Source organism: Rossellomorea sp. QJM3NY_18, from assembly GCF_056173145.1.
The window spans coordinates 1,527,846-1,552,573 of sequence record NZ_CM149659.1 but is presented as its reverse complement, the minus strand read 5'-3'; the positions used below and the strand labels follow the sequence as shown (position 1 = coordinate 1,552,573).

Genomic DNA, 24,728 nt, shown 5'->3' with positions numbered 1-24,728 from the left:
TTTTTCTCACACAAATGTCACCATACCCCGTTTACATTTGCGCAAAACAAAAAAAGTCTTCCATCACCCGGTAAAAGATGATGGAAGACTGCTTGTTCATTCAATGACCATCTTGGATTGAACATAATGCCAAAGCAAATTTTCCGTGTGAAGAATGGAAGATTCATGGGTACGTTCGTAGGCATGGGACGCATCGATCCCTGCACCTATCAATCCATGGACAATATCAAACCCTGCCCGTATGGCAGCGGAGGCATCCGATCCATAGTAGGGATAAATATCCACTTTATATTCAATACCATTCTCTTCAGCCAATGAGACTAAATGCTTGCGCAGTCCATAATGATACGGTCCGCTTGAATCTTTCGCACAAATCGATACGGTAAACTCATCCGTGGATTGACCGTCACCGATCGCACCCATATCGACTGCCAAATATTCAATCGTTTCGTCAGGAATATTCGAATTTCCTCCATATCCGATTTCTTCATTATTTGAAATCAGAAAATGAGTCGTATAAGGAAGCGTGATTTCTTCCAATTGAATGTGGCGTATTAACTGCATGAGCATCCCTACACTCGCTTTATCATCCAGGTGACGGGATTTTATGAACCCGCTTTCTGTAATTTCAGCACGGGGATCAAATGATACGAAATCCCCAACTTCTATTCCCAGCTCTCTTACATCTGTGGCATTCCGGACTTTTTCGTCGATCCGAACTTCTATATTCGTTTCGTCCCGTTTCGCTTCACCTGCATTTTTGTATACATGGACAGAGGTTTGATGCATGAGGATGGTCCCACTGTAGGTCTTACCTGAAGATGTTTCAATTCTGCAGTACTCCCCTTCCACCGCATTCCATCTAAATCCACCAATCATGGATAGTCGTAAGCGTCCGTCACTCTTAATATCCTTGACCATGGCCCCTAATGCATCGACATGTGCCGTCAGCATACGATGTCTCGATGTATCCTCACCAGGCAGGGTGAGGATGAGTGCACCTTTTCGATTCCTTTTCATTTCCACCTGTAAATCCGTGAAATATTCCTCCACAAAATTCATGATCGTATCCGTGTTTCCTGAAGGACTTGGAATTTCTACAAGTTCCTTTATTAATTGAATGGTCTTCTTCGTATCTGGGTATGTATTCATTTGACTCCCTCCCTTCCCATATTATACCGTCAACTGCAACACGACTACAAATGCTGTTTACCGAATATTCCATCGAATGACCGAGGGAAGAGAGTCATTTAGAAACAAGAAATCGCTCGGCACTATAGCCGAGCGATTCCTATTTCAATGTTTTCTCCGCTACACTACCGTTCAACAAGCCCCCGATCAAGAGGATTGTTGAAGATATATAAAACCATACCACCAGCGTGATGACGCTCCCGAGCTGACCATAAAATTGGGAGTAATCATTCAATTTCACATAAGTCCCGTAAAGCCACGATACCCCCTGCCACCCGAATGTCGCAACAAGGGCGCCAGGAATGACATGGAGAAGCGATATCCTTTTACTTGGAACGATCATATAGAGAAAGACAAAGAGAATGAACATAAAGACAGAGCTCAATCCCCACTTGCCGATCACCCAGGCCTGACTCCACTCGCCGTTAATTTTGCCTTCTGTAAATCGTGCATGACGGACATACTCCTCGACAACCGGTACAATGAGGGAAAACGAAATGAGGATCATGAAGCCGACGGTCAATAAGAGATCATATAACAATGCGATTAAAAAGGGTTTCTTCCTTTCAATCCTATATGCCTGATTCAACGAACGTACCATCGATTGGACCGCCATCGAAGAAAGCCAGAAGGTAAAGAAAATGGAAACCGACAATACGTCCCCTCTCTGGTCATAAAGAATGCGTTCAATATTATCCTGGATGATGGCGTATGATTTATCAGGTGCAAAAGGTTTGATCAAGAGCAGCACATTGGTCTCAGATATGGGCAGATAACTGATTAATGAAAACACGAAAATCAAAAATGGAAAAATAGATAATAATAAGTAGTAGGCCAACTGTGCTGAATGATCGAAAAAGCGTTCCTTGAAAAATCGAACGATCACCGTCTTAATATGATGTATGATAAGCATGGTTTAACTCCTAAGCAGGAAAAGATACTCATATTTTCCCCTTTAAGATACGATTTAATCCTATATGAACCGCTTAACTTACTTCAAGAGTGTTCCAAAAAGACAAAATTTCATTTAAGTTCATGGTCCATGCACCCACCTGCCTCTTTATGCCACTCATCTTCTAGTACTCCGTAAAGAAGGGAGTCTCTCCACCCATCTTTCAGCTTCATATGATGACGGATCCTGCCCTCGAGCGTCATCCCGATCTTGACTAACACCCGTTGGGAAGAAGCGTTTCTAGGATCACAGGTTGCTGAAATCCTGTGTAGTTTTAAATTTCCGAACCCTTTATCTAACAGCGCTCGCCCTACAAGGGTCCCTATTCCTTGCCCCCAATAGTCAGGATGCAGTATATAACCGATTTCCCCCGAACGATGAGTAAAGCTTTTAATGATGATTTCACCAGCACCGATCACTTTATCCACTCTTTCATCGACCAGTGCATGCACATATCTGGTTTTTGGAAAAACTTTTGCTGCGTGGAGGGCGTCTTCCACATAGGCTATTGTGTCATGTTCATTATTGGGGCCCCAATTCTGATATTTGGAAACTGCTGGTAAGGATGCGTACTCATGTACATCCTTCCAATCTTCTTTCTTTAAACTTCTACAATACAAATGGGAAGATAGATAAAACCTTTCCATATCCTTCACCTCAACTCAAATTCTAAAGTGTTTTAATATTACCATAATTCCCTGGCTACAGAATCCTTTTTTCAACTTTGGTACTCTGTTAAAAATCCTTCGAAAAAAATGAAGGAAGGAATTCCCCGTTTCTTTCCAGAAATATATATCAAGGAGAATGAATTGATTGCATCTCTGAATTCACGCACAAGAAAGGGAGAAACTTTATGGTTAACAAGAACGATTCCATGGGGAATGAAGAAGTATATACGGACTTTATCAACAAGATGACGTATGGTGAATATCTGGGGCTTGATACGTTACTAAGCAGTCAAAAGCGTTTATCCGGTCACCACGATGAAATGCTGTTCATCATCATCCATCAAGTCAGTGAGCTATGGATGAAATTGATCCTGCATGAAACCCGGGCAAGCATTGCGTCCATTCAAAAAGGCGAACTGTCACCTGCATTTAAAATGCTTGCCAGGGTTTCAAAGATACAATCCCAGATCATTCATGCATGGGACGTGTTATCGACCCTCACTCCATCAGAGTATGTCCAATTCAGGGACAGCCTTGGTCAAGCCTCCGGGTTCCAATCGTACCAATACAGAATGATTGAATTTTCCCTTGGGTATAAAACAAGGCATGTTCTTGAAATCTACAAAAAAGATCCCGAGTTATTAGCCCAGCTTACCGCTGCCTATGAGGCCCCTTCCCTTTATGATGTTTCCATCCTTGCTTTGGCGGGTGCAGGGTTGCCTATTCATGAAGATGTGAAGAATCGTGATTATACAAAGCCTTACAGTGAAGACCAGTCGGTACTCGAAGCCTGGACGACCGTCTATAAAAATCCTGATCAATATTGGGACCTTTATGAGTTAGCAGAAAAATTAATTGACATTGAGGATTGGCTCCAGCAATGGCGGTTCCGCCATATGAAAACAGTAGAAAGGATTATCGGCCACAAAATGGGTACCGGTGGCTCCAGCGGTGTAGGGTATTTAAAAAAAGTGCTTGACCACCGCTTTTTCCCTGAGCTTTGGAACGTGCGCGCGACCCTTTGATTCAGCTTTTACACATACTCTTTTAAACGTTTATAGAATAAATGTACTATTCACACATTCTTTCAGCCTATTCTTATATACAGGTCATCCTCAGGGTTGCCATAGATAAAATTATCTGATAATATATGTAATAGAATTATTTTTGTTCGGAATGGAAGGATGGACAAAGTTTTTAAAGCTTTTCGCCTTGAAGTTACATGAGCAAGAATAGTAATACATTGTGTGGAGAGCACACGAGGAGGTAACATTATGTTAGAAGGTACAGTTAAATGGTTTAACGCAGAAAAAGGTTTCGGATTCATCGAGCGCGAAGGTGGAGACGACGTGTTCGTACACTTCTCAGCTATTCAAGGCGAAGGATTCAAAACTTTAGAAGAAGGTCAAAAAGTTTCTTTTGAAATCGTTCAAGGAAACCGTGGCGACCAAGCAGCTAACGTTACTAAAGCATAATTTATGCATACCGGAAGACTCTACTCTGTAGAGTCTTTTTTTTTGCCATCCATTCACAAAGTGTATACAATATTCTTAACTTGTTTTCTGGGAGGATACTATGTATGGCAAAACACTCGTTTCATATTTCGACTGAATGGCCGGGTCTCAGGAATGATACAGGTACCTTGAGCTCGGAAAATTTTCATACGAAAATTTCAATCCCACCTGAAATGGATGGGCCCGGGATCGGGACAAACCCTGATGAAATGCTCCTTGGAGCTGCAGCTACATGCTATATCATCACTCTTGCTGCTATGCTGGAAAGAAGCCATATAGAGAAAAAAGATTTATCGATGACTTCTGAAGGAATTGTAGAAGTAGATAAAGGAGTCATCACGTACAAAGAAATCATTCATCGGCCAATCCTGTCACTGGGATCTGTTGCTAGTGAGAAAGAGATTGCACTTTCAAAGAAATTAATGCTGAAAGCTGAACAGTCATGCATGATCACCCGTGCCCTTAAGGGGAATGTAACGGTGAGGGTAGATCCAGAAATACATATGTAGAAAAAAAGGGCTTCCGATTGGATGCCCTTCTTTGTTTGCTCACGATTCTGCGTGAACAAGCTTCACGAGCATGTGAGAAAGCATATGCTGTTCGTCTTTATTTCCCGCTTTCCATAATTCATATAACAGCTTCTCTTCCCTGTTTTTCGGTTCTTCATGAGCTGCAAGATAGTCCCCTACCTTCTGTGCTGCCTTTGCCTGCTGCTCTTCATTCATCCCTAACTTATCTGCTAAGGAAACCTTGTTACCTAAGTATTCTTTGAAATGATCAAAGTTTGAAAGAATGTCCTCTTTTTTGTCCTGAGACATACGATCCATTGTACTGTCTACCTTCGACTCCATCTTTTCCTCTGTAGAATGATTTGCCATATAGCCAACCTCTCCTCTCACTAATCTACTATGTATATTCCCAGCAAAGGTATTACTAAACATTTATTTTCTTTTATTTGGAAAAACGCACTCGACTCTCTATGTATTGTTTATTCACTTCACTTAACGTGTAAACAATAGAGAGGAAATAAGGTTAATGAATTTTAAGGAGGATGAATGAGTATGAGTTCTAAGAAGGTTGCGATTATTACGGGAGCGAGCAGTGGGATCGGTCAGGCTACGGCAAAGGAATTAGCGTCAAAGGATATGACTGTCATGCTTGCAGCGAGACGGGAAGAACGCTTAAAGGAATTAAAAAATGAAATAGAGGAAATGGGCGGAACGGCATTTTACCACGTTACCGACGTGACGAACGTCGAAGAAATGGAACAACTTGCGAAGAAAACGGTAGAAGAAGCCGGCCGGATTGATGTATTGATCAATAATGCAGGTCTCATGCCCCTTTCACTTATAAATAAACGCAAAATCAAAGAATGGGATCAGATGGTTGACGTCAACATTAAAGGGGTACTCTATGGGATATCCGCTGTTCTTCCTTATATGGAAGATCAGAAGTCAGGACATATCATTAACATTTCATCCGTGGCCGGACATAAAGTGATGCCGGGCAGTTCAGTCTACAGTGGAACCAAATACGCCGTCAGGGCAATCACAGAAGGCTTGAGACAGGAAATGAATGCATCGCATAACATTCGTACGACCATCATCTGTCCTGGTGCAGTGGCAACAGAACTGACTGATACCATTACAGACGAAGATATCCTGGCCGCATTCAAGGAACGTGATATGAAACCCCTTGACAGTGAAAATATTGCTAAAGCGATTTCTTATGCAGTTATGCAGCCTGATCATGTAGATGTAAATGAAATTATTGTAAGGCCAACCCAGCAGGATATGTAAACAACAAGGAGGAAAAGGTTTATGAATACACAATTTGACAAACTCTTCATCAATGGTGAATGGCTTGATGGAAGCAGTGAAAATACAATACCGAATCATAATCCTTTTGACCATACTGAAATCGGATCCATTAAAGCTGCCAGTAAAGAAGATCTTGATAGAGCATATCAATCTGCACAGGAAGCACAAAAGTCCTGGGCAAATGAGCTGCCTCAAACAAAGAGGAGCATTATGGAAAAAGCGGTCTCTGTTGTTGAAGAAAATAAGGATCTAATCATAGAATGGCTCATCAAGGAGTCCGGAAGTACGTACATGAAAGCTGCAGGAGAAGTGACTGTCTCCATTAATAGCATGAAAGAAGCTGCTACGTATCCGTATAGAATGGAAGGGAAAATCCTGCCTTCCCAGGTTCCCGGCAAGGAAAACAGGGTATACAGAGCACCCCTTGGAGTCGTAGGCGTCATAAGCCCATGGAATTTCCCCTTCCATTTAGCTGTCCGCTCCATCGCCACTGCCCTGGCTACCGGAAACGGGGTTGTGGTCAAGCCTGCTACACATACCCCTGTCACTGGCGGGTTATTATTTGCAAGTATATTTGAAGCAGCCGGACTTCCGAAAGGGCTCCTTAATGTAGTGGTAGGGAAAGGTTCGGAAATCGGGGATGACATCGTGACTCATCCCATCCCCCGCTTGATTTCCTTTACAGGATCTACTGAAGTGGGACGCCGTATCGGGGAACTTGCAGGGAAAAACCTCAAGAAAACGGCTTTGGAGCTCGGTGGCAATAATGTCTTTATCGTACTTGATGATGCAGACCTCGATCAGGCTGTTGAATCTGCCCTTTTCGGTAAATTCTATCACCAGGGTCAAATATGCATGAGCATCAACCGGATCATGGTTCAACGAGGGATATATGATAAGTTCGTGGATGCCTTCGTTTCCAGGGTGAAAGAATTACAGGTTGGAGATCCCTCGGACAAAAAGACACATATCGGTCCATTGATCGATCAAAATCAAGTAGACCGGATATTGAAAGACATTGAAAGCAGCAAGGAACTGGGCGCTGAAGTGGTCCTTGGAGGAAATGCAGAAAAGAACTTATTATATCCAACGGTTTTGACCCATGTGACAAATTCAATGCCGATTGCAAAGAATGAAATTTTTGGACCTGTGGCAGCCATCATTCCTTTCGAATCCGAAGAAGAAGTTGTAGGGCTAGCTAATGAACACCCATACGGCTTAAGCGGCGCAGTCCATTCTACATCCATCGAAAGAGCGACGAATGTGGCTCATCAAGTGGAAACCGGGATGATTCATATCAATGACGAACCAGTTAATGACGAACCCCATATGCCATTTGGTGGAGAAAAAGATTCAGGGTTGGGACGGTTTAATGGAGAATGGGCCCTAGAAGAATTCACGACTGTGAAATGGGTGGCCGTTCAACATAAGAGAAGGGATTATGGTCCTTTCATTGAAAAAAGATAACAAAAAGCGAGTCATGCCGACTCGCTTTTTTTATGTCCCCATTACAGCTCATCAAATCCATTTGCATCCGATGTTTTAGTATACTGCCTTGATCTTTGTTCAAAGAAATCGGTCTTTCCCCTATCGACTTCCTGATACGCTATGATCCATTTAAGCGGATTCGTTTTGTAGCCGTCGAATGGTTCGTCAAAACCTAATTGCTTCGCTCTTTTATTGGCCATGAATTTTATATAGTCCTCCAAATCACTCATTAAAAGCCCTTCCATATTGGATCCAATGATTTCCCTCCCCCATTCTATTTCGAGGTAGGCTGCCTGTTGGAATGATTCCATCCCGAAAGTACGCAGCTCTTCCGTCTGATAAGAGGGATTTTCATTCAACACTTCTTTAAATATTTTTTCGAACAAGCCGACATGGAGCTGTTCGTCACGATTGATATAATTGATCATCGTGCTGGTTGCGACCATCTTTTGGTTTCTTGCTAAATGATAGAAAAAAGCAAAACCTGAATAGAAGAACAATCCTTCCAGGACGACATCATAAATGATTGACTTTAATAGATTCTGAACAGTCGGTGATTCCACAAACCCTTTATAGCCATTTGTGATAAATTCATTCCTCTTCAACAGAATGGGATCGTTTTTCCAAAAGTCAAACACTTCATTTTGCTCACTTTTTGACACGATGCTGGATAACACATAGCTGTAGGAATGGTTATGCACGACTTCTTGCTGAGCCAGGATGATCATGAGCGCGTTTAAACTCGAATCCGTCAGATAATCTGCCACTTTTCCCGCATAATCGGTTTGAACGCTATCAAGCAGTGCCAGGAGCCCAATGATTTTTAAAAAGGATTCCTGCTCGTTCTTTGATAAAGTCGGGAACTGCTTGATATCTTTAGCCATATTGATTTCAAAAGGGGTCCAGAAATTCCCGAGCATTCTTTTATATTTTGGGTAGGCCCAGGGAAAGCGGACGTCATCCCAGTTTAATATATTGGAGCTTTCCCCGTTTACGATACCCGTTGATTTATTTGGGGCCTGTGAATCAATCAAGACCCGTTGTGTCAATTCTTCCATCTTACCTCTTCCTCCCCTGCTAGCTATGACAACTTTCACATTCTTCAAAATTGGATACGGACGTAGACCTTACATAGTAAGTGGTTTTCAATCCCGACTTCCATGCATCCAGATGAAGATCTAATAATTCTTTAGCCTTGATGTCATTACGTACATACAGATTAAATGAAATCCCTTGATCGATATGCCTCTGTCTCTTTTCGTTCTGTTCCACACTCCAATGTTGATCCACATGATAAGCGGTCTTGTAATACCAGGTCGTTTCCGGGGACAGATCGGGAGCAGTCACAGGAATCTTGTAATCTTTCTTTTCTTCAGAATACTCTAGCCTGAATATCGGATCGATGCTGGCAGAGGAACCTGCAATCATCGAGGTTGAGGAATTGGGTGCAACCGCCATTAAATATCCATTGCGTATCCCTTTGGCTATAATCCCATCCCTCAATTCAATCCATTTCTCACTTGAATATTCCCGTTTAATAAAATATTCTCCCGTGGACCAGTCCGATTCGTCGAAATAAGGATAGCTCCCCTTTTCTTTTGCCAGGTCATGACTTGCTTTTATCGTGTAATAAGCTATCTTTTCATAAAGGGAATCACAATACTCAACCGCTTGCCTGCTTTCCCACTTCAATCCCTTCAAGGCAAGGAGATGATGCCATCCGAATGTTCCCAATCCGATTCCCCTGTACCGTTGATTGGTGATTCGGGCCTGCAGGACGGGAAGATCGTTTAAGTCAATCACATTATCCAGTAATCTTACGCCTATTGCCACCACTCTCTCAAGCTCATCATCCATTATGGTCTTGGCTAAAGAAATGGATGCAAGATTGCAAACGACATAATCTCCCGGAGACTTATACGTGACGATTTTTCCATATTGTATCACTTCTTCCTCCATCACAGTCGCACTCATATTCTGAGCGATTTCCGTACATAAGTTACTGCAATAGATCATCCCTTTATGGGGATTGGCATTCATACGGTTAACGGTATCACGGTAAAACATATACGGAGTCCCCGTTTCGAGCTGAGAAATCATGATCCGCTTGAAGATTTCAATGGCAGGCATCTCTTCCCGTGAAAGGGTTGGGTTGGCGACACATTCCCAATACTTCTCCCGAAAAGAACCAGCCCCTGCTGTTTCGTCGTAGTAGTCTTCCAGGGAAAAGCCCATGACTACCTTCACTTCATGAGGGTCGAATAAATACCAATCCTCTCTCTTCTCCACCTGTTCCATAAACACGTCCGGTAAGGAAACTCCCGTGAAAAGATCATGGGTCCTTTGCCTTTCGTCTCCATTGTTCAACCGGGTATCCAGAAAAGGAAAAATGTCTTTGTGCCATACATCCAAATAAACGGCGATCGCACCTTGACGCTGACCCAGTTGATCGACGGATACCGCCGTATTATTCAGTTGTTTCATCCAGGGTATAACCCCCGAGCTCACTCCTTTAAAGCCTTTTATATCACTTCCTCTGCTACGCACCTTCCCTAAATAAATTCCAAGGCCCCCTCCATTCTTGCTAAGAGTGGAAACGTCAGTATTACTGTCATAAATGCTTCTTAAGTCATCTTCCACTGTATCAATGAAACAGCTGGATAGCTGGCCATGACTTTTTCCTGCATTCGCAAACGTAGGGGTTGCCACGGTCATATACAGATTTGATAGTGCCCAATACGCTTCTTCAATCAACGAGATTCTTTTTTCTTTTTCCTCATTCATGTATAAGGTCATACTAATGACCATAAATCGCTCTTGCGGCAGCTCCAGCACTCTTCCATTATGGGACTTTGTCAAATACCTCTCGGAAAGTGTAACGATCCCTATGTAAGTAAAAAGATGATCCCTGTTGAAGTCCAGTATGGAACCTAAGTAATCCACTTCTTCCTTACTATATGAATCCAGTAGTGCCGGGGAATATAACTGGTCCGCAGTTAAATCTTTCATCACTTGATAAAATGAGCCGGGTAGATTATCTTCTGATTTCCCCCTCGATAAGGAAACTTTTTGATATAAACCCTTGATGTACAAGGATGCAGCCACATAGGTCCAATCCGGTTCAAGTGCCGTGATACGTTCGATCGCTGTCAGGATCATGAAATGATGGAGCTGTTCTTTGGTCCGTTCCTCCTGCTGATTTGTATACTTCGTCATTTTCTCATGGAATTCTGTGAAATCCAGGTTGGGAAACTGTTTGCTAAGGCTATGAAGGATCCCTTCCACTTCTTTTTGCTTTACCATTGTGAATGTCATGATACATTCCTCCCGTTTCTTAGAGTGGGAAGGAGTCAAAAAAAGCCCATCCTTCAAGAAGGACGGGCTTTAAAAAATACGGAGATATAAATAGACTTCTGCCTATTGCAATCCTCGCTTTATCCTCCCAATTCCCGAAGAAGATAACACGTGTTAAATAAGGCAGGTCTCCTGACTCGCGCTTCACCCTACTCTAAGGCCTTCCCATCGATACGACAGTGGCAGTTCCTTATTTCGTCAGCACATACAGTTGCGGGGACAGCTCCGGATTCTCACCAGATTCCCTTTTAAGTCTCATCAGACACCTTATTCACAGGTTATAATCAATATATAGTTATTAAAAAATAAATAGACACCAAATGTTGTGTCCTTAACTATCATATATGATTCAAAATGGATTTTCAAGTAAATCTATTAATTTTTATTTTCTCAAAATGCCCCCTGGAATATGCTTATAATTATTATTTTCCCTGAAAAGGAAAGAAGATGATGGAATAGTGCGTCCAAACGGTCAGTGGTCCGTCCACATTTACTTATATGTGGGTTGAGGTAAGTGGATTCCTTCTCTATAATTCAAATAGAAGGTTGTTTGACAGTATTCTTTGGTCCCCAATATTCTTGATAGGTTGTTTAAATGGAGAAACACTCGATTTAAACAACCTCTTTTTTTGAACGTATGAATGTAATATTCCTCCTGCTTTATCATTTTAAGAGGAATTATACTCCCTATATATTTCAGTGTACTGAAGGAAGAACTGCGTTTCATCCGTATTTCATCCAGATTACAATCAATACTTTTTGACCTAAATACTTTCTTTTTACGCATTTTTCATTTACAATGCCCATTAAGTGATTTTTTTTATAAATCACACCTTAGTTCTGAGAGGAGTCTATTATGAAGAAACTATTAACGACTTTACTAGTGGGATTATTAACAATTGGACTAGCCGCTTGCGGTTCGAATGAGGAGAGCCAAAAAGCTGACGATAAACCAAAAACAGAAGCTTCTGACAAAAAGGCTCAAGAAGATCAAGCGAAAAAGATGGAAGAAATGCAAAAGAAAATGGATAAACAAAAGGTGGAAAAAGATAAGATCGTCGCCATTGTCAACGACGAAAAAATCAAAGGGGAAGATTTCAACAATGTGTTGACTCAATCTCAGATGCAGTATCAACAAATGGGACAGGACCCGACAAATAAGGATGCTGCCAAAAAAATCAAAGATCAAACCATCGATAGCATAGTCGGTCAAACCCTTCTTATGCAACAGGCCGAGGAAAAAGGCTATAAAGCGACGGATGATGAAATCAATAAGCAGCTCGAAGAAGTGAAAAAGCAATACAAAGATGAAAAGCAATTCGAAGAAGCCATGAAGAAAGCCGGATTTACCATGGATGAGCTGAAAACTCAAATTGCTGAGAATATCAAGTACACAAACTACGTTGAAAAAGAAATCAAAGTCGACGAAGTGACAGAAGATGAAATGAAGAAGTTTTATGATCAATATGCCAGTCAACAAGGGCAGGATCAAGCAAAGGATGCACCGAAGTTCGAAGATGTAAAACCACAGATCAAGACACAGCTGGAGCAGCAGAAGAAACAAGAAAAGCTTGTTCAACATGTTGAAGATTTAAAGAAAAATGCTAAAATTGATGTGAAAATCTAACACATGTCTGAAAGCCGCCTTCTTATGGCGGCTTTTTCTTTTTTTCTATCTTCCACAGGAGGTTTTTCTTCCTGTCCCGGGGGTATGGTATAAGAACCGATATTTAAAGGAGGATGAACATCATGACCAAAAGAACAAATCAAAATCCGGAAAACGCCGAGCAGGATCAGGAAAGTATCCTTGATCAGCATGAAAGCGAACAAAATGTTGATCCCATCCCTATCGATGAACTAAAAAAAGACCAGCGCGATGAAAAGAAAAAACACGATACTAAAGACGATTAAAAACGGCCCTGTGAATTTCCACAGGGCCGCTCTTATTATTTTGATAACCAATCTGTATGGAAAGTACCTTCTTTGTCAATGCGCTGATACGTATGGGCTCCGAAATAGTCCCGTTGTGCTTGCAGGAGATTCGCAGGCAGTGATTCAGAACGATAGCTGTCATAATAGGCTAACGCACTGGCGAGACCCGGTACAGGAACACCCAACTTGATGGCTGTTGCCACTACTTCCCTTGCTTCATCCTGATAATTTTCTACAATCTCCTTAAAATATGGATCAAGGAGCAGATTCGTTAAAGCTGGATCACGATCATAGGCATTCTTGATTTCTCCAAGGAATCCGGCACGAATGATGCACCCACCTCTGAAGATCATGGAAATCTCACCCGGTTTAAGATCCCAACCGTATTCATCCGACGCCGATTGAAGCTGCGCGAATCCTTGTGCATAAGAACAAATCTTACTCAAGTATAAGGCCTTTCGGATCATTTCGATGAACTCCTGTTTATTACCTGTAAACTCTTTATTTTTAGGTCCTCTCAGAATCTTGCTCGCCTTCACACGTTCTTCCTTCATAGCTGAAATGAAACGGGCAAAAACAGATTCAGTGATGATAGATAACGGCACTCCTAATTCAAGGGAACTGATGCTCGTCCATTTTCCTGTCCCTTTTTGACCGGCAGTATCCAAGATGACATCGACAAGGGGCTTGCCTGTTTCTTCATCCACCTTCGTAAAGATATCGGCTGTAATTTCAATCAGATAGCTGTCAAGCTCCCCTGCGTTCCATTCTTTGAAAATTTCATGAAGTTCCGTTGCACTTAACCCAAGCACATTCTTCATTAGATAATACGCTTCACAAATGAGCTGCATATCACTGTATTCTATTCCGTTATGAACCATTTTCACGTAATGGCCGGATCCGTCCGGGCCGATATATGTACTGCATGCATCCCCTTTTACCTTGGCAGCGATGGCTGTCAGGAAAGGTTCGACTAAATCATACGCTTCTTTCTGGCCGCTTGGCATAATCGCAGGGCCGTATAATGCACCCTCTTCTCCACCGGAAACTCCTGCTCCAATGAAGTTGATTCCCTTCTCATCCAGTGCCTTATTGCGGCGGATGGTATCTTCAAAGTACGTGTTCCCACCGTCGATGAGGATATCTCCTTTATCCAGATGAGGAAGCAATGAATCAATCGCTTTATCCGTAATATTCCCGGCAGGTACCATGATGAGAATTTTACGCGGCACTTCCAACGATTGAACAAATTCACTTACATCATGTGTTCCAACCAAATTCTTTCCTTGATGCTCGTCCAGTACTTCTTTTACCTTTTCATCAGACACATCATATATAGAAACTGAATAGCCTCTGCTTTCAAAGTTTAAGGCGAGGCTCTTTCCCATCACTCCGACGCCGACGACTCCTATTTGTTGTTTTGTCATTACGATCATTCCTTTCAAGTACGAGTAAATAGATCTCTTCACCGTTATTATTATAATACGAAATAAATTTCCGTGGTGGATTTTTATGAAATAATATTTTTTTATTTTGCGAAATAGGTTAAAATTATTTTCACAGATGTCTTACAGGAGGTATTCTACCACTATGGATGAACAGGCTCAACATTGTTTTCCACGAATCCGGTCCCATTACTCACAATTCAGTGAAAAAGAAAAAATGATTGCTGATTTTATTATTGCTAATCCTGAAAAAATTATCCATTCAACCATCAGTGGCGTGGCAGAAGATCTCGGAATTGCAGATGCCACCGTTTTCCGCTTCTGCAAGCGATTAGGCTTCAAAGGCTACCAGGCGATGAAGATTTCACTCGCCTCTGATCTTGTGGCACCGATCAAGGATATCCACGAGACCATCCATGAAGAGGATTCTGAAGGGGTCATCGCCCAAAAGGTGTTCAGGTCGAATATGAGAAGCCTTGAAGACTCATTGCGCATAATGAAAGAAGAAACATTCCGGCAAGCCGTTCAAGCGATGCTAGATGCTAGGAGGATCGAATTTTATGGTACCGGCGGTTCAGGCTTCATTGCCATGGATGCCCATCACAAGTTTCTCAGAACAGGAATGACCACTAACGCTTATAATGACTCCCACATGCAGCTGATATCCGCTTCTCAACTGACGGAAGAAGATGTGATTGTGTTTATTTCCCACTCAGGGGCCAATAAAGATCTATTGGAAGTGCTGGAGGTTGCGAAGAAAAATCATGTCACTACGATCGGTATCACTCATTTCGCTAAATCTCCCTTGAGCAGCAGGATCGATATTCCGTTATTCACAGTCTCACAGGAAACTGAATACCGCGGGGAAGCCCTTGCGTCAAGAATCAGTCAGCTGAGCATTGTGGATGCCCTCTATGTGAACATCATGAAGAAACGGAAAGACCTATCCAAAACATCCCTGCAAAAAATACGTGATGCCATTTCTATAAAAAAAATATAATAATGAGAGGGACGGACCTTTAAAGGTCCGTCCCTCTCATTATTATACATCCAGTCTTTCAATGATTGTGGCATTGGCCATGCCATGTCCTTCACACATGGTTTGCAGGCCATATCTTCCTCCCGTGCGTTCAAGCTCATGCATCATGCTCACCATGATCCTTGCACCACTGGCCCCTAATGGATGGCCGAGGGCGATTGCCCCTCCATTCGGATTTAACTTGGAAGGATCCGCATCTATCTCCTTCAACCATGCAAGTGCCACTGGGGCAAACGCTTCATTCACTTCAAATATGTCAATATCCTCGACCGTCAGCCTCGCTTTTTGCAGGGCTTTTCGTGTTGCAGGGATGGGCCCCGTTAACATCAGGGTCGGATCAGACCCCACCACCACCCGGGTATGAACCTTGAAACGTGCTTTCAAACCCAATTCGTCGGCTTTTTCTTTCGACATAAGAAGCAGGGCTGCAGCACCATCACTTATTTGACTGGCATTCCCCGCATGAATGACGCCACCATCTTTGAATGCAGGTTTTAATTTCCCCAGTATTTCGATTGACGTTTCTTTTCTAGGTCCTTCATCTTTCGTGAAGAAGAACGGATTTCCGTCTTCATCTTCGACTTTCACACCATAAATTTCACGATCGAAGTGTCCTTCAACCTGGGCCTTTAAAGCTTTTTGATGACTATGATAGGAGAACCGGTCTAACTCTTCACGGGTAAAACCATATTTTTCAGCAATTCGCTCTGCTGATAACCCCTGATGAATGATTTCATGTTTTCCCCTTAACTTTTCACTAAAACCTGCCCCTTGGTAATTAGATCCGATCGGCGTTCTTGTCATGTTCTCTACCCCTCCTGCAATGACGACATCCATATCCCCGGAAAGGATGGCTTGTGAAGCAAAATGAACGGCCTGCTGACTGGATCCACATTGGCGGTCAATGGTTGTTCCGGGCACTTCAATCGGAAAACCCGCTATAAGCGCAGCCACCCTGGCAATATCCCCTGCCTGTTCTCCAGACTGAGTGACACATCCAAGAATGACATCATCGATGCAATCCGGTTCCACCCCCGACTTCTCTACCAATCCTTTAAGTATCTCACCTGCCAAATCGTCAGGTCTCATCCCCATTAACGATCCTTTTCTCCTTCCAACCGCAGAACGGACCCCTTCAACAATGACAACTTCTCTCATCCCACTCTCCCTTTCTATAACCCCAGATTCTTCGCAATGATCACTTTCATGATTTCATTGGTGCCGGCATAAATGCTTGCAACCGGTATATCCCGATATCGCCTTGCAATCGGATATTCTTCCATATAGCCATATCCACCGTGAAGCTGCATGCAATCTGTGGCAATATGACGAGCCATTTCTGTCAGCTTATACTTGGCCATGGATACCTTTGTTACCACATCCATTCCATGCATATGCTCGGCTATCAACCCATCCAAAAAAGCTCTTCCCATTTCAATATCAGTCGCCATTTCTGCCATCTTGAATTGGGTATTCTGAAATTGACTGACTGGTCTTCCAAATGCTTGACGGCTCTTCACGTATTCCATCGTAAGGGAAAACATTTCTTCTGAAGCCGTTTGGGCTGCAATCGCCACGATAAGCCGTTCCTGCTGCAGCTTATTCATCAAATATCGAAAGCCGTTGCCTTCCTCTCCAATCAGATTCTCTTTCGGTACCTTACAATCTTCAAAAATGAGTTCCGCTGTATCCTGACAATGCAATCCGATTTTATCCAGCTTCCGCCCCCTGGAAAACCCTGGAGTATCCCTTTCAATCGCCAACAAGCTGACACCTTTATAGGGCGGTTTACTGCTGAGATCCGTTTTTACAGCCACAATCACTAAATCACCATGTATACCATTGGTTATAAAGGTCTTTTGCCCGTTCACGATATAATGATCTCCATCTGGTAGGGCTGTCGTTTTGATGGCGGCTAAATCAGAACCTGCACCGGGCTCTGTCATGGCAATGGCTGTGATCATCTTTCCGCTCGCACATAAAGGAAGCCACTTCTTTTTCTGTTCATTTGTCCCATATTCCGAAATATAAGGGACTACGATATCATTATGAAGACCTATTCCGATCAAGCCGGATCCAACTCTTTCCAATTCTTCATTAATGATGACAGAAAAGCCCCAATCGACCCCGCTTCCCCCATACTCCTCTTCAAGGTCCGGGCAAAGAAACCCCTGTTTCCCCATCTTCTCCCAAAATGATCTGGGAACTATCCTGTTGTGCTCCCACTCCTCATAATAAGGATAAGCTTCCTTTTGTAGAAATTTCCTCAGAGCCTGACGAAATATACTGTGTTCTTCGGTTAAATAAGGATGTTTCATACGTTTCTCCCTCACTTCATATAGGCGGATAAAGGATAGCGCTTACATTCATAATGAATGAATCTACATTCTCTCCACTGTCTTCACAGGTTATTTAGGCGGCATCCTGATGGCACCGTCCAATCGGATCGTCTCCCCATTCAACATTGGGTTTTCAAGTATGCTTTTCACCAACTGAGCATATTCAGATGGATAACCAAGTCTTTTAGGGAAAGGAACCGTGCTTCCAAGGGATTGTCTTGCCTCTTCTGGAAGGGTGTCAAACATCGGGGTGTGAAATAATCCTGGTGCAATCGTCATGACCCTGATGCCATCCTTTGCAAGTTCCCTGGCAATCGGCAGAGTCATTCCTACAACTCCTCCTTTTGATGCACTATAAGCAGCCTGACCGATTTGGCCGTCAAATGCGGCAACAGACGCGGTATTCACGATCACACCTTTTTCTCCATGCTCATTCGGTATGTTTTGCATCATCTTTTCTGCAGTCATGCGAATGACATTGAAGGTACCGATCAAATTCACTTCAATTACTTTGGAAAATTGCTCAAGGGAATGGATCCCTTTTCTCCCCACGACTTTTCCAGGCGGTGCTATGCCTGCACAATTCACAACTGTATTGATTCCCCCGAATTCTTCCAGAACTCTGTTAAGGGCCTCTTTTACACTTTCTTCATTTGTTACATCCGTTTCATAAAAACGCATGGAGTCCCCATACTCTTCTTTTAAAGTAGAGCTTCTCTTACCATTGAGGTCAAGGATATAAACCTTTCCCCCTTCTTCCATGATTTTTCGTGCCGTCGCTTCCCCCAGTCCGGATGCTCCCCCTGTGATGACGGCAACAGAATCTTTCATCTCCATTCTAATTCCCTCCACTCTGCATGCTTATAGTTTTATTTTAGCGTTGGATGAAGGAAAAAGATATAAAGTTTTAAAAATTCCGTCTATTCATGATAAGAGCAGGCTATCCACTACATGCAAGCATGGATCCATAAAAAAAACAGACTCACGAATGAGTCTGTTTTTGAATGTGTAAAGTTAGATTATGCTTTACGTACGTTAGCTGCTTGTGGTCCACGAGCACCTTGTTCAACGTCGAAAGATACTTCTTGACCTTCGTCAAGAGATTTGAAACCTTCACCTTGAATCGCTGAGAAGTGTACGAATACGTCGTCTCCACCTTCTACTTCGATGAATCCGAAACCTTTTTCTGCGTTAAACCATTTTACTTTACCATTTTCCATGTTTGTTGCCTCCTAAAGTGCGTTACACACAATATATTACTATTCTTGCGATATCAGGTGAAAACCAAATCTTGTTCTTCCCTCGTATACCGGACAAAAATAATTCTTCTATAGAATAACAGGAATGAATCAAATAAGCAAGTTCATGAAGAGGAAGTTTTTAAAGTCAGACCTCTGACATAATTTGATTCCGGCTTCTTTTGCCAGTTATAGCGGAAGGTGAATTCCACTTTTTAACATGAATGCGTTTCCTTTATTCGTCTTTCTGGTCCTTTTGGTGGAACGTGATCGTTTTATCAAGTTTATCACTCATGGGACTCTAAAATGGAGGGTGAACTGTGGTATAATGATTAAATATGAAAGGGAGTGCCCAATGAAATCCACAAAAAACCGGTTCAGTAATGGCTCTATGGTTACCATCAAGGAAACAGGAGAAACAGTGACAATATTAAAATGGCAATACGTTAAGAACATGAAGCGATATTCTTATATCGTAAAGGAACATCCAGGCACATTTTATTTTGAAGAAGAGTTAGAAGTGAACTAAATACTTTCATAATGATTAATATGATTTTGACAAGGACTCTTACCCGAACTCAGCAGAGTCCTTTTTCAATTCAATCGGGTTTCATGAAGATACATAAAAACATAAAAGGAGCCTGCATCCTATAGGATGCAGGCTCCTTTTTATGTATGACCTGTGAGGGATTCGAACCCACGACCCCTTCCCTGTCAAGGAAGTGCTCTCCCACTGAGCTAACAAGTCGCGATGTAAGGTACATATTCTATTATATTAAATTCGAGAAAAATGTCAATGGATTTTTTTATGAAATGCACCTATTCTAGATTTCATGTATAAAAGAACACTCGTTCGCATACAATGTCAATACATTCAACTGAGAGGGGCTTCCTTATGATGAGGATATTAGAGCGATCGTTGATGGATCGATGTCCCATTGAAATCATATACATGACTTCGGAGCTGAAATGTTCAAAAAGGAAAATACTGGTGAAAAAAGTTGAAAAGGACTATATCACAGCCTATTGCTATTTCAGGAGAGATATCCGCAACTTTAGAATTCATGACATCTTAGCTGCTTCTCCTATCCTTTTTCATGCTGACAATATGATATCAAGTCTGGATTATAATAAGTAAGAGGCTGTTAGCCCAGGAATGGGGTAACAGCCTCTTATTGTGTTATGCCGTTGCTCTTGTTGGTGTTTTATCTTCTCTCTTAATAAAGAATTGCAGCGCAAGCATGATACCGAATAAAACCAGACCAATAATGTCTGACATCCCCTCAGGATAAATCAGTAATAATCCGGCTGCTACGCAAAGAAGACGTTCTATGACGAATACTCGTCGATACCAATACCCGATCATACCTGCACCGATCGCCATCATTCCCGTTACGGCCGTAAAGACGACCCAAAGTAATGTTGGAATGGTTGTATCAATCATTAACAGTTCAGGTGATAGAACGAACATATAAGGGATGATAAAGGCGGCGATGGCCAATTTAGCGGAATTGACCCCTGTCCTTATCGGTTCCCCTCCCGATACCCCGGCTGCGGCGAATGCAGCCAGCGCCACTGGAGGCGTGATATCAGCAATGATCCCGAAGTAAAACACGAATAAGTGAGCCGCTAACTCAGGTGCTCCTAATAAGATGATCGCTGGAGCAGCAATGGTGGACGTAATGACATAATTCGCCGTTGTCGGTGAACCCATGCCGAGTACGATCGACGCTATCATCGTGAATATTAATGTAAGGATCAGCTTGCCTTCTGTTGTATTGGTCAGATCACCAGCCAGGTCCACCAGTCCATTTGCAAGGGTCAATCCTAACCCCGTTTTTGTTACAACACCGACGATCATACCGGCGGCTGCTGTCGCCACCGCTACAGACAAGGCAGTTCTGGCACCGTCAACAAGGGCATCCACAGCATCCTTGAAACCGATCCTTGTATCTTTCCGTATCGCACTGATTACGATAGTGGCAACAATCGACCATAGAGCAGCCCGCATGACACTCATCCCGCTTACCAACAAAATGATGACCGTCAGTATCGGAAGCAGCAGATAAATCTTTTTGAATACTTCTTTACGATTGGGCATTTCTTCATCTGATAATCCACGAAGACCGATACGCTTCGCTTCAAAGTGAGTCATGATCCAAATCCCGGTAAAATAAAGGACGGCAGGAATGGAGGCAGCTTTCGCAATATCCCAATAGGAGATCCCTCCGATGAACTCGACCATCAGGAAAGCGGCAGCTCCCATGATCGGCGGCATCAGCTGGCCACCTGTCGACGCAGCAGCCTCTACCCCACCGGCAAACTCTTTACGGTACCCTAGCTTTTTCATCATAGGGATGGTGAAGGAACCCGATGTCACCACGTTTGCTACCGAGCTTCCACTGATCGTCCCTTGAAGGGCACTGGAGAAGATCGCAACCTTAGCTGGGCCTCCAACACGCTTTCCGGCAATGGACACTGCCAAATCATTAAAATATTGTCCGACACCGGTTTTCACCAGAAACGCCCCGAACAAAAGGAACAGGAAGATGAAGGTGGCTGATACATAGAGAGGCGTACCAAGGATCCCTTCACTTGTAAAGAACATCGTTTTAACGATATCGTCCCAGTCATATCCTCTATGAGCAAGGAATCCAGGCATCAATCTGCCATAATACATATAAAGGATGAAGGCAGAAGCAATGATTGTAATCGGTAACCCTACTGCACGACGGGTTGCTTCAAGTACAAGGATCATCGCAGCGAAACCGACATAGAAATCCAGGGAGGTCATTAATCCCACTCGGCTGACGATATCATCCTGCATGATCGGCCAATAAGCACCGATCCCAATCGAGATGACTGAAAGAACAACGTCATACCAGGCGATCTTATCCTTCTTCAAATTCTTCTTCCGGGCAGGGAATAAGAGAAACACTAAAGAAAGGGCGAACCCTAAGTGAACGGATAACAATAATTGCCTAGGGATGAATTGAAAAATGGATGCTACTAATTGAAATAATGAAAATGCTAATAAACCGAAGAATATGATCCATTTGAATATCCCGTGATGGAATTTTCTTGTAGATGATTCGGGATCATATTTCTCAAGTAACTCTTGTTGTTGTTCTGCAGTCAATGATTCAAATTCTTTATCTTTTTCCAACTACAGTCACTCCTTTCCACTGATCATAAATTGATTGTTTCATTAATTGAACCCGAACAACGGAGCCTTTATCAAAATAGTCGGCTAAAGGATATTCATTGCCGTCCATCACTAGGCGGTGATTGGCGACGACCTGTCCGATCCGGATATCAATGTATGGAAACACTTTATCCATATTAGATATTAAATATTTGCCTTCCTTCGTCACTTCAAAGTTTTCATTTCCCTCTGCATTGGCCGGCATCCCAATGGCAGTATCTTCATAGAGTAATTTGGTTTGTTGAATTTGATTAGAAGATGTTTGATGGTAAAATTCTTCTACTTCTGATAGATGAATAGAGTGTGTATAGCGAACCGAAAATGAATGATCGACGGGAAGGCTGAAAAGGACCGGGTCTCCCGTTGTACTTCTCGGTTCTATTACTAAAAATGTTTGTAAGGGTATAAAAAGGATGATTCCGACACTAAGAATAAGGAGAATCGCACCCATGAATGAAAATTTCTTCATCAAGAATTCCCCACCATTCCTGTTTTGTACGTTTTGCTAAAGGCTTGGAATTAGCTTGAACCAAAACAAAAGAATAGACCGTATTAAGCGGCCTATCCCTTCGTCTATCTTCCGGTGTAAAACTATTCCATTGAAATTCCTTTTTCATCAAAGTATTTCTTTGCACCAGGATGTAACTCGATTCCCATACCTTTAAGTCCATCTTCAGCTTTGATCAGCTTACTTTTGGCGTGAGTGATTTTATCCGTATTTTCAAAAATGGCCTTTGTTACATCGTAGATGACGTCTTCAGAAATGTCAGCGTTCGTCACAAGCATGGCACGAACCGCAACCGTTGTCACTGCATCATCCACTTTACTGTATGTTCCAGCCGGGATTTCATCTTCTGAGTAGTAAGGATACTTCTCGATCAGCTCACTCACTTTTCCTGACTCAACAGGTACGATCGCAATGTCTTCCGTTGCAGCCAAACCTTCAACTGCTCCAGTCGGAGTACCAGACGTGATGAATGCCGCATCGATTGTACCATCCTGGATTCCTGTCGTTGAATCATCAAATGATAAATTACGAGCTTTTAAATCTTCCAGTTTGATGCCATGAATTTCGAGGATTTGAGTGGCATTCAGTAATGTACCAGAACCAGCTTCACCTACAGAAACGACTTTTCCTTTAAGGTCTTCAACTGATTTGATACCTGAATCCTTCGTTGTAACGATCTGGATTGTTTCTGGATAAAGAGTCGCAATACCTCTTGCGTTCTCTACTTTGTTGTCCTTGAACATTTCTGTACCTTCTGACGCGTAAGATGCAATATCCGTTTGCGTAAAAGCGATTTCAGTTTTGCCGTCTTTCACAGCGGCCATATTCTCAGCAGATGCACCTGAAGTAGATGCCGAAGACTTGATTCCGGTTTCATCTTCAATAATCTTAGCGAATGTTCCGCCTAACGGGTAATATGTACCCCCTGTTCCACCTGTAGCAATTCCAATGAAGTCAACCTCTTTGTTACCTTCACCATCAGATGATGAACCTCCACCTGATCCGCCGCCACATGCAGCAAGAACGACAGATAGAACTAGAAGTAGTGCAGTGCTTAGAAACAAACTGCGTTTTTTCATATTCTAATTCCCCCTATTAAATTTTATACGTTAACGTAATAATTGTAACACAGCCTGTAACAATCTTGTCAAATCAAATACATAAACTTTAAACATTTTTCATAAAAAAACCTTTTATACACAGCCCTTGTCCTACAAGTTCCCCCTATTCTGAACCTGCTAATGTATAAGGAATGTATAAAACACTTACAAGAAATACATCCTATTTCACCTGCGACGTATGTTTGTCCACACAAAAAGGACTGAAGATGAATTCACATTCTTCAGTCCCCCGCTGTTATATATCAGATTGTCTATTAGCCGATTAGTTCCTCGTCCTCAAACTTCAACTTATCTTCTTCGGAAATATTCTCTTCACGGTCCCTCAAGCTATGGGCAATCCTTGAAGATGCATTTGCAGCGATGCTTGCTACTATATCATCTAAAAAGGTATGGACACCCTTTCCGTTTTTCGTATCCAATTCACGGATGATGCCTATCTTATTTTTGTCAAGATGACCAAAAGTGGTCACGGCTATGCTTCCATATCCAAGGGCAGCCCCCAGCGCGATGGTCTCATCGACTCCAAACAAGCCCTCATCCGTTTCCACGATCGATTGAAGAGGTTCAGAAAGCTTCTTCTCTTCAGCAAGCTGATCCAATTCCACCCCGACAAGGATGGCATGCTGAATCTCCCTTTTTAATAAGACTCTCTTTACACTATCAATGCAATCTTCCATAGTAAGCTCAAGATTATATGGAAACTGCATTTCAAAGACGATTTCAGCTATATCTTCTATCATCACTCCCCGATCTTTCAATCTTTTTAAAGCAGCTTTCGTAACATCTCTTGAATGGACAGGTTTATTCATTGGTATTCCCCTTTCTAAACAGCCATGAATTTACTAAAAATTATAACACTCTTTTGAATTTTCGTATTGCAATCCGCTTTTGGGAATTCTGAAAGAGATTATGGT

24 protein-coding genes, 1 tRNA gene and 1 riboswitch are annotated in these 24,728 nt (G+C 42.5%); of the genes, 9 read left to right on the top strand and 16 right to left on the bottom strand.

What is annotated here, in order from left to right:
• Positions 1 to 96 precede the first annotated feature (96 nt).
• The 3 genes from AC0VXY_RS08005 to AC0VXY_RS07995 form a co-directional block, all read right to left on the bottom strand.
• A complete protein-coding gene (locus tag AC0VXY_RS08005) occupies positions 97 to 1,152 on the bottom strand; it encodes a M42 family metallopeptidase (protein ID WP_435991774.1) in 1,056 nt (351 codons plus the stop codon).
• 139 nt (positions 1,153 to 1,291) lie between these two features.
• Entirely contained in the window at positions 1,292 to 2,104 is an 813-nt protein-coding gene (locus tag AC0VXY_RS08000; protein ID WP_475527485.1) for a YihY/virulence factor BrkB family protein, read from the bottom strand.
• 110 nt (positions 2,105 to 2,214) lie between these two features.
• Positions 2,215 to 2,790, bottom strand: a complete 576-nt coding sequence (locus tag AC0VXY_RS07995) for a GNAT family N-acetyltransferase (protein ID WP_475527484.1) — start codon at positions 2,788 to 2,790, stop codon at positions 2,215 to 2,217.
• A 206-nt stretch (positions 2,791 to 2,996) separates the two neighbouring features.
• On the opposite strand from AC0VXY_RS07995, the gene kynA reads away from it, so the two are divergent.
• From kynA to AC0VXY_RS07980, 3 genes are all read left to right on the top strand, one after another.
• Complete coding sequence (kynA, locus tag AC0VXY_RS07990; protein WP_475527483.1) at positions 2,997 to 3,836, top strand: tryptophan 2,3-dioxygenase; 840 nt, start codon at positions 2,997 to 2,999, stop codon at positions 3,834 to 3,836.
• A 249-nt stretch (positions 3,837 to 4,085) separates the two neighbouring features.
• Positions 4,086 to 4,286, top strand: a complete 201-nt coding sequence (locus AC0VXY_RS07985) for a cold-shock protein (protein WP_034763568.1) — start codon at positions 4,086 to 4,088, stop codon at positions 4,284 to 4,286.
• A 104-nt stretch (positions 4,287 to 4,390) separates the two neighbouring features.
• A complete protein-coding gene (locus tag AC0VXY_RS07980; RefSeq protein ID WP_435991783.1) occupies positions 4,391 to 4,834 on the top strand; it encodes an SACOL1771 family peroxiredoxin in 444 nt (147 codons plus the stop codon).
• 39 nt (positions 4,835 to 4,873) lie between these two features.
• On the opposite strand, the gene AC0VXY_RS07975 is transcribed toward AC0VXY_RS07980, so the two are convergent.
• A complete protein-coding gene (locus AC0VXY_RS07975; RefSeq protein WP_475527839.1) occupies positions 4,874 to 5,176 on the bottom strand; it encodes a DUF3243 domain-containing protein in 303 nt (100 codons plus the stop codon).
• Between the two features lie 210 nt (positions 5,177 to 5,386).
• Between AC0VXY_RS07975 and AC0VXY_RS07970 the strand changes: the two genes are divergently transcribed.
• Both AC0VXY_RS07970 and AC0VXY_RS07965 read left to right on the top strand, forming a co-directional pair.
• Positions 5,387 to 6,124 carry an SDR family oxidoreductase gene (locus tag AC0VXY_RS07970; RefSeq protein WP_435991787.1) on the top strand — a complete coding sequence of 246 codons (738 nt, stop codon included), beginning with the start codon at positions 5,387 to 5,389 and terminating at the stop codon, positions 6,122 to 6,124.
• Between the two features lie 21 nt (positions 6,125 to 6,145).
• Complete coding sequence (locus AC0VXY_RS07965) at positions 6,146 to 7,612, top strand: aldehyde dehydrogenase family protein (protein WP_435991789.1); 1,467 nt, start codon at positions 6,146 to 6,148, stop codon at positions 7,610 to 7,612.
• A 41-nt stretch (positions 7,613 to 7,653) separates the two neighbouring features.
• Here AC0VXY_RS07965 and AC0VXY_RS07960 read toward each other — a convergent pair whose 3' ends face one another.
• Positions 7,654 to 8,691, bottom strand: a complete 1,038-nt coding sequence (locus tag AC0VXY_RS07960) for a ribonucleotide-diphosphate reductase subunit beta (protein WP_435991791.1) — start codon at positions 8,689 to 8,691, stop codon at positions 7,654 to 7,656.
• 19 nt (positions 8,692 to 8,710) lie between these two features.
• Positions 8,711 to 10,948 carry a ribonucleoside-diphosphate reductase subunit alpha gene (locus AC0VXY_RS07955; RefSeq protein ID WP_475527482.1) on the bottom strand — a complete coding sequence of 746 codons (2,238 nt, stop codon included), beginning with the start codon at positions 10,946 to 10,948 and terminating at the stop codon, positions 8,711 to 8,713.
• A 144-nt stretch (positions 10,949 to 11,092) separates the two neighbouring features.
• Positions 11,093 to 11,272: riboswitch (cobalamin riboswitch) on the bottom strand.
• 571 nt (positions 11,273 to 11,843) lie between these two features.
• On the opposite strand from AC0VXY_RS07955, the gene AC0VXY_RS07950 reads away from it, so the two are divergent.
• Positions 11,844 to 12,614 carry a SurA N-terminal domain-containing protein gene (locus AC0VXY_RS07950; RefSeq protein ID WP_475527481.1) on the top strand — a complete coding sequence of 257 codons (771 nt, stop codon included), beginning with the start codon at positions 11,844 to 11,846 and terminating at the stop codon, positions 12,612 to 12,614.
• A 122-nt stretch (positions 12,615 to 12,736) separates the two neighbouring features.
• On the top strand, positions 12,737 to 12,898 hold the full coding sequence (locus AC0VXY_RS07945; RefSeq protein ID WP_200908406.1) for a hypothetical protein: 162 nt from the start codon (positions 12,737 to 12,739) through the stop codon (positions 12,896 to 12,898).
• 35 nt (positions 12,899 to 12,933) lie between these two features.
• On the opposite strand, the gene gndA is transcribed toward AC0VXY_RS07945, so the two are convergent.
• A complete protein-coding gene (gndA, locus tag AC0VXY_RS07940) occupies positions 12,934 to 14,346 on the bottom strand; it encodes an NADP-dependent phosphogluconate dehydrogenase (RefSeq protein WP_475527480.1) in 1,413 nt (470 codons plus the stop codon).
• Between the two features lie 163 nt (positions 14,347 to 14,509).
• Here gndA and AC0VXY_RS07935 point away from each other — a divergent pair, with 163 nt between their 5' ends.
• Positions 14,510 to 15,364 carry a MurR/RpiR family transcriptional regulator gene (locus AC0VXY_RS07935; protein ID WP_435991800.1) on the top strand — a complete coding sequence of 285 codons (855 nt, stop codon included), beginning with the start codon at positions 14,510 to 14,512 and terminating at the stop codon, positions 15,362 to 15,364.
• Between the two features lie 42 nt (positions 15,365 to 15,406).
• On the opposite strand, the gene AC0VXY_RS07930 is transcribed toward AC0VXY_RS07935, so the two are convergent.
• The 4 genes from AC0VXY_RS07930 to AC0VXY_RS07915 all read right to left on the bottom strand — a co-directional run bounded on the left by AC0VXY_RS07930 (position 15,407) and on the right by AC0VXY_RS07915 (position 18,962).
• On the bottom strand, positions 15,407 to 16,561 hold the full coding sequence (locus tag AC0VXY_RS07930) for a thiolase family protein (RefSeq protein ID WP_475527479.1): 1,155 nt from the start codon (positions 16,559 to 16,561) through the stop codon (positions 15,407 to 15,409).
• 14 nt (positions 16,562 to 16,575) lie between these two features.
• Positions 16,576 to 17,721 carry an acyl-CoA dehydrogenase family protein gene (locus AC0VXY_RS07925; protein WP_475527478.1) on the bottom strand — a complete coding sequence of 382 codons (1,146 nt, stop codon included), beginning with the start codon at positions 17,719 to 17,721 and terminating at the stop codon, positions 16,576 to 16,578.
• A gap of 90 nt (positions 17,722 to 17,811) precedes the next feature.
• Positions 17,812 to 18,579: a 3-hydroxyacyl-CoA dehydrogenase gene (locus AC0VXY_RS07920; protein WP_475527477.1), complete on the bottom strand. Its 768-nt coding sequence runs from the start codon at positions 18,577 to 18,579 to the stop codon at positions 17,812 to 17,814.
• A gap of 182 nt (positions 18,580 to 18,761) precedes the next feature.
• Complete coding sequence (locus AC0VXY_RS07915) at positions 18,762 to 18,962, bottom strand: cold-shock protein (RefSeq protein ID WP_034763533.1); 201 nt, start codon at positions 18,960 to 18,962, stop codon at positions 18,762 to 18,764.
• A gap of 373 nt (positions 18,963 to 19,335) precedes the next feature.
• Between AC0VXY_RS07915 and AC0VXY_RS07910 the strand changes: the two genes are divergently transcribed.
• On the top strand, positions 19,336 to 19,509 hold the full coding sequence (locus AC0VXY_RS07910) for a hypothetical protein (RefSeq protein ID WP_167562135.1): 174 nt from the start codon (positions 19,336 to 19,338) through the stop codon (positions 19,507 to 19,509).
• Positions 19,510 to 19,656: 147 nt separating this feature from the next.
• Here the strand turns inward: AC0VXY_RS07910 and AC0VXY_RS07905 are convergent.
• From AC0VXY_RS07905 to AC0VXY_RS07885, 5 genes are all read right to left on the bottom strand, one after another.
• Positions 19,657 to 19,728 (bottom strand) — tRNA-Val (locus tag AC0VXY_RS07905).
• Between the two features lie 432 nt (positions 19,729 to 20,160).
• Positions 20,161 to 22,146 carry a TRAP transporter permease gene (locus AC0VXY_RS07900; protein ID WP_435991809.1) on the bottom strand — a complete coding sequence of 662 codons (1,986 nt, stop codon included), beginning with the start codon at positions 22,144 to 22,146 and terminating at the stop codon, positions 20,161 to 20,163.
• Positions 22,133 to 22,654, bottom strand: coding sequence for a DUF1850 domain-containing protein (locus AC0VXY_RS07895; RefSeq protein WP_475527476.1), 522 nt, complete (start codon positions 22,652 to 22,654; stop codon positions 22,133 to 22,135). Before AC0VXY_RS07895 ends, AC0VXY_RS07900 begins: the two co-directional genes overlap by 14 nt.
• A 122-nt stretch (positions 22,655 to 22,776) precedes the next feature.
• A complete protein-coding gene (locus AC0VXY_RS07890; RefSeq protein WP_475527475.1) occupies positions 22,777 to 23,772 on the bottom strand; it encodes a TAXI family TRAP transporter solute-binding subunit in 996 nt (331 codons plus the stop codon).
• A 296-nt stretch (positions 23,773 to 24,068) separates the two neighbouring features.
• Positions 24,069 to 24,623 carry a phosphatidylglycerophosphatase A family protein gene (locus AC0VXY_RS07885; protein ID WP_435991814.1) on the bottom strand — a complete coding sequence of 185 codons (555 nt, stop codon included), beginning with the start codon at positions 24,621 to 24,623 and terminating at the stop codon, positions 24,069 to 24,071.
• Between the last annotated feature and the right edge of the window lie 105 nt (positions 24,624 to 24,728).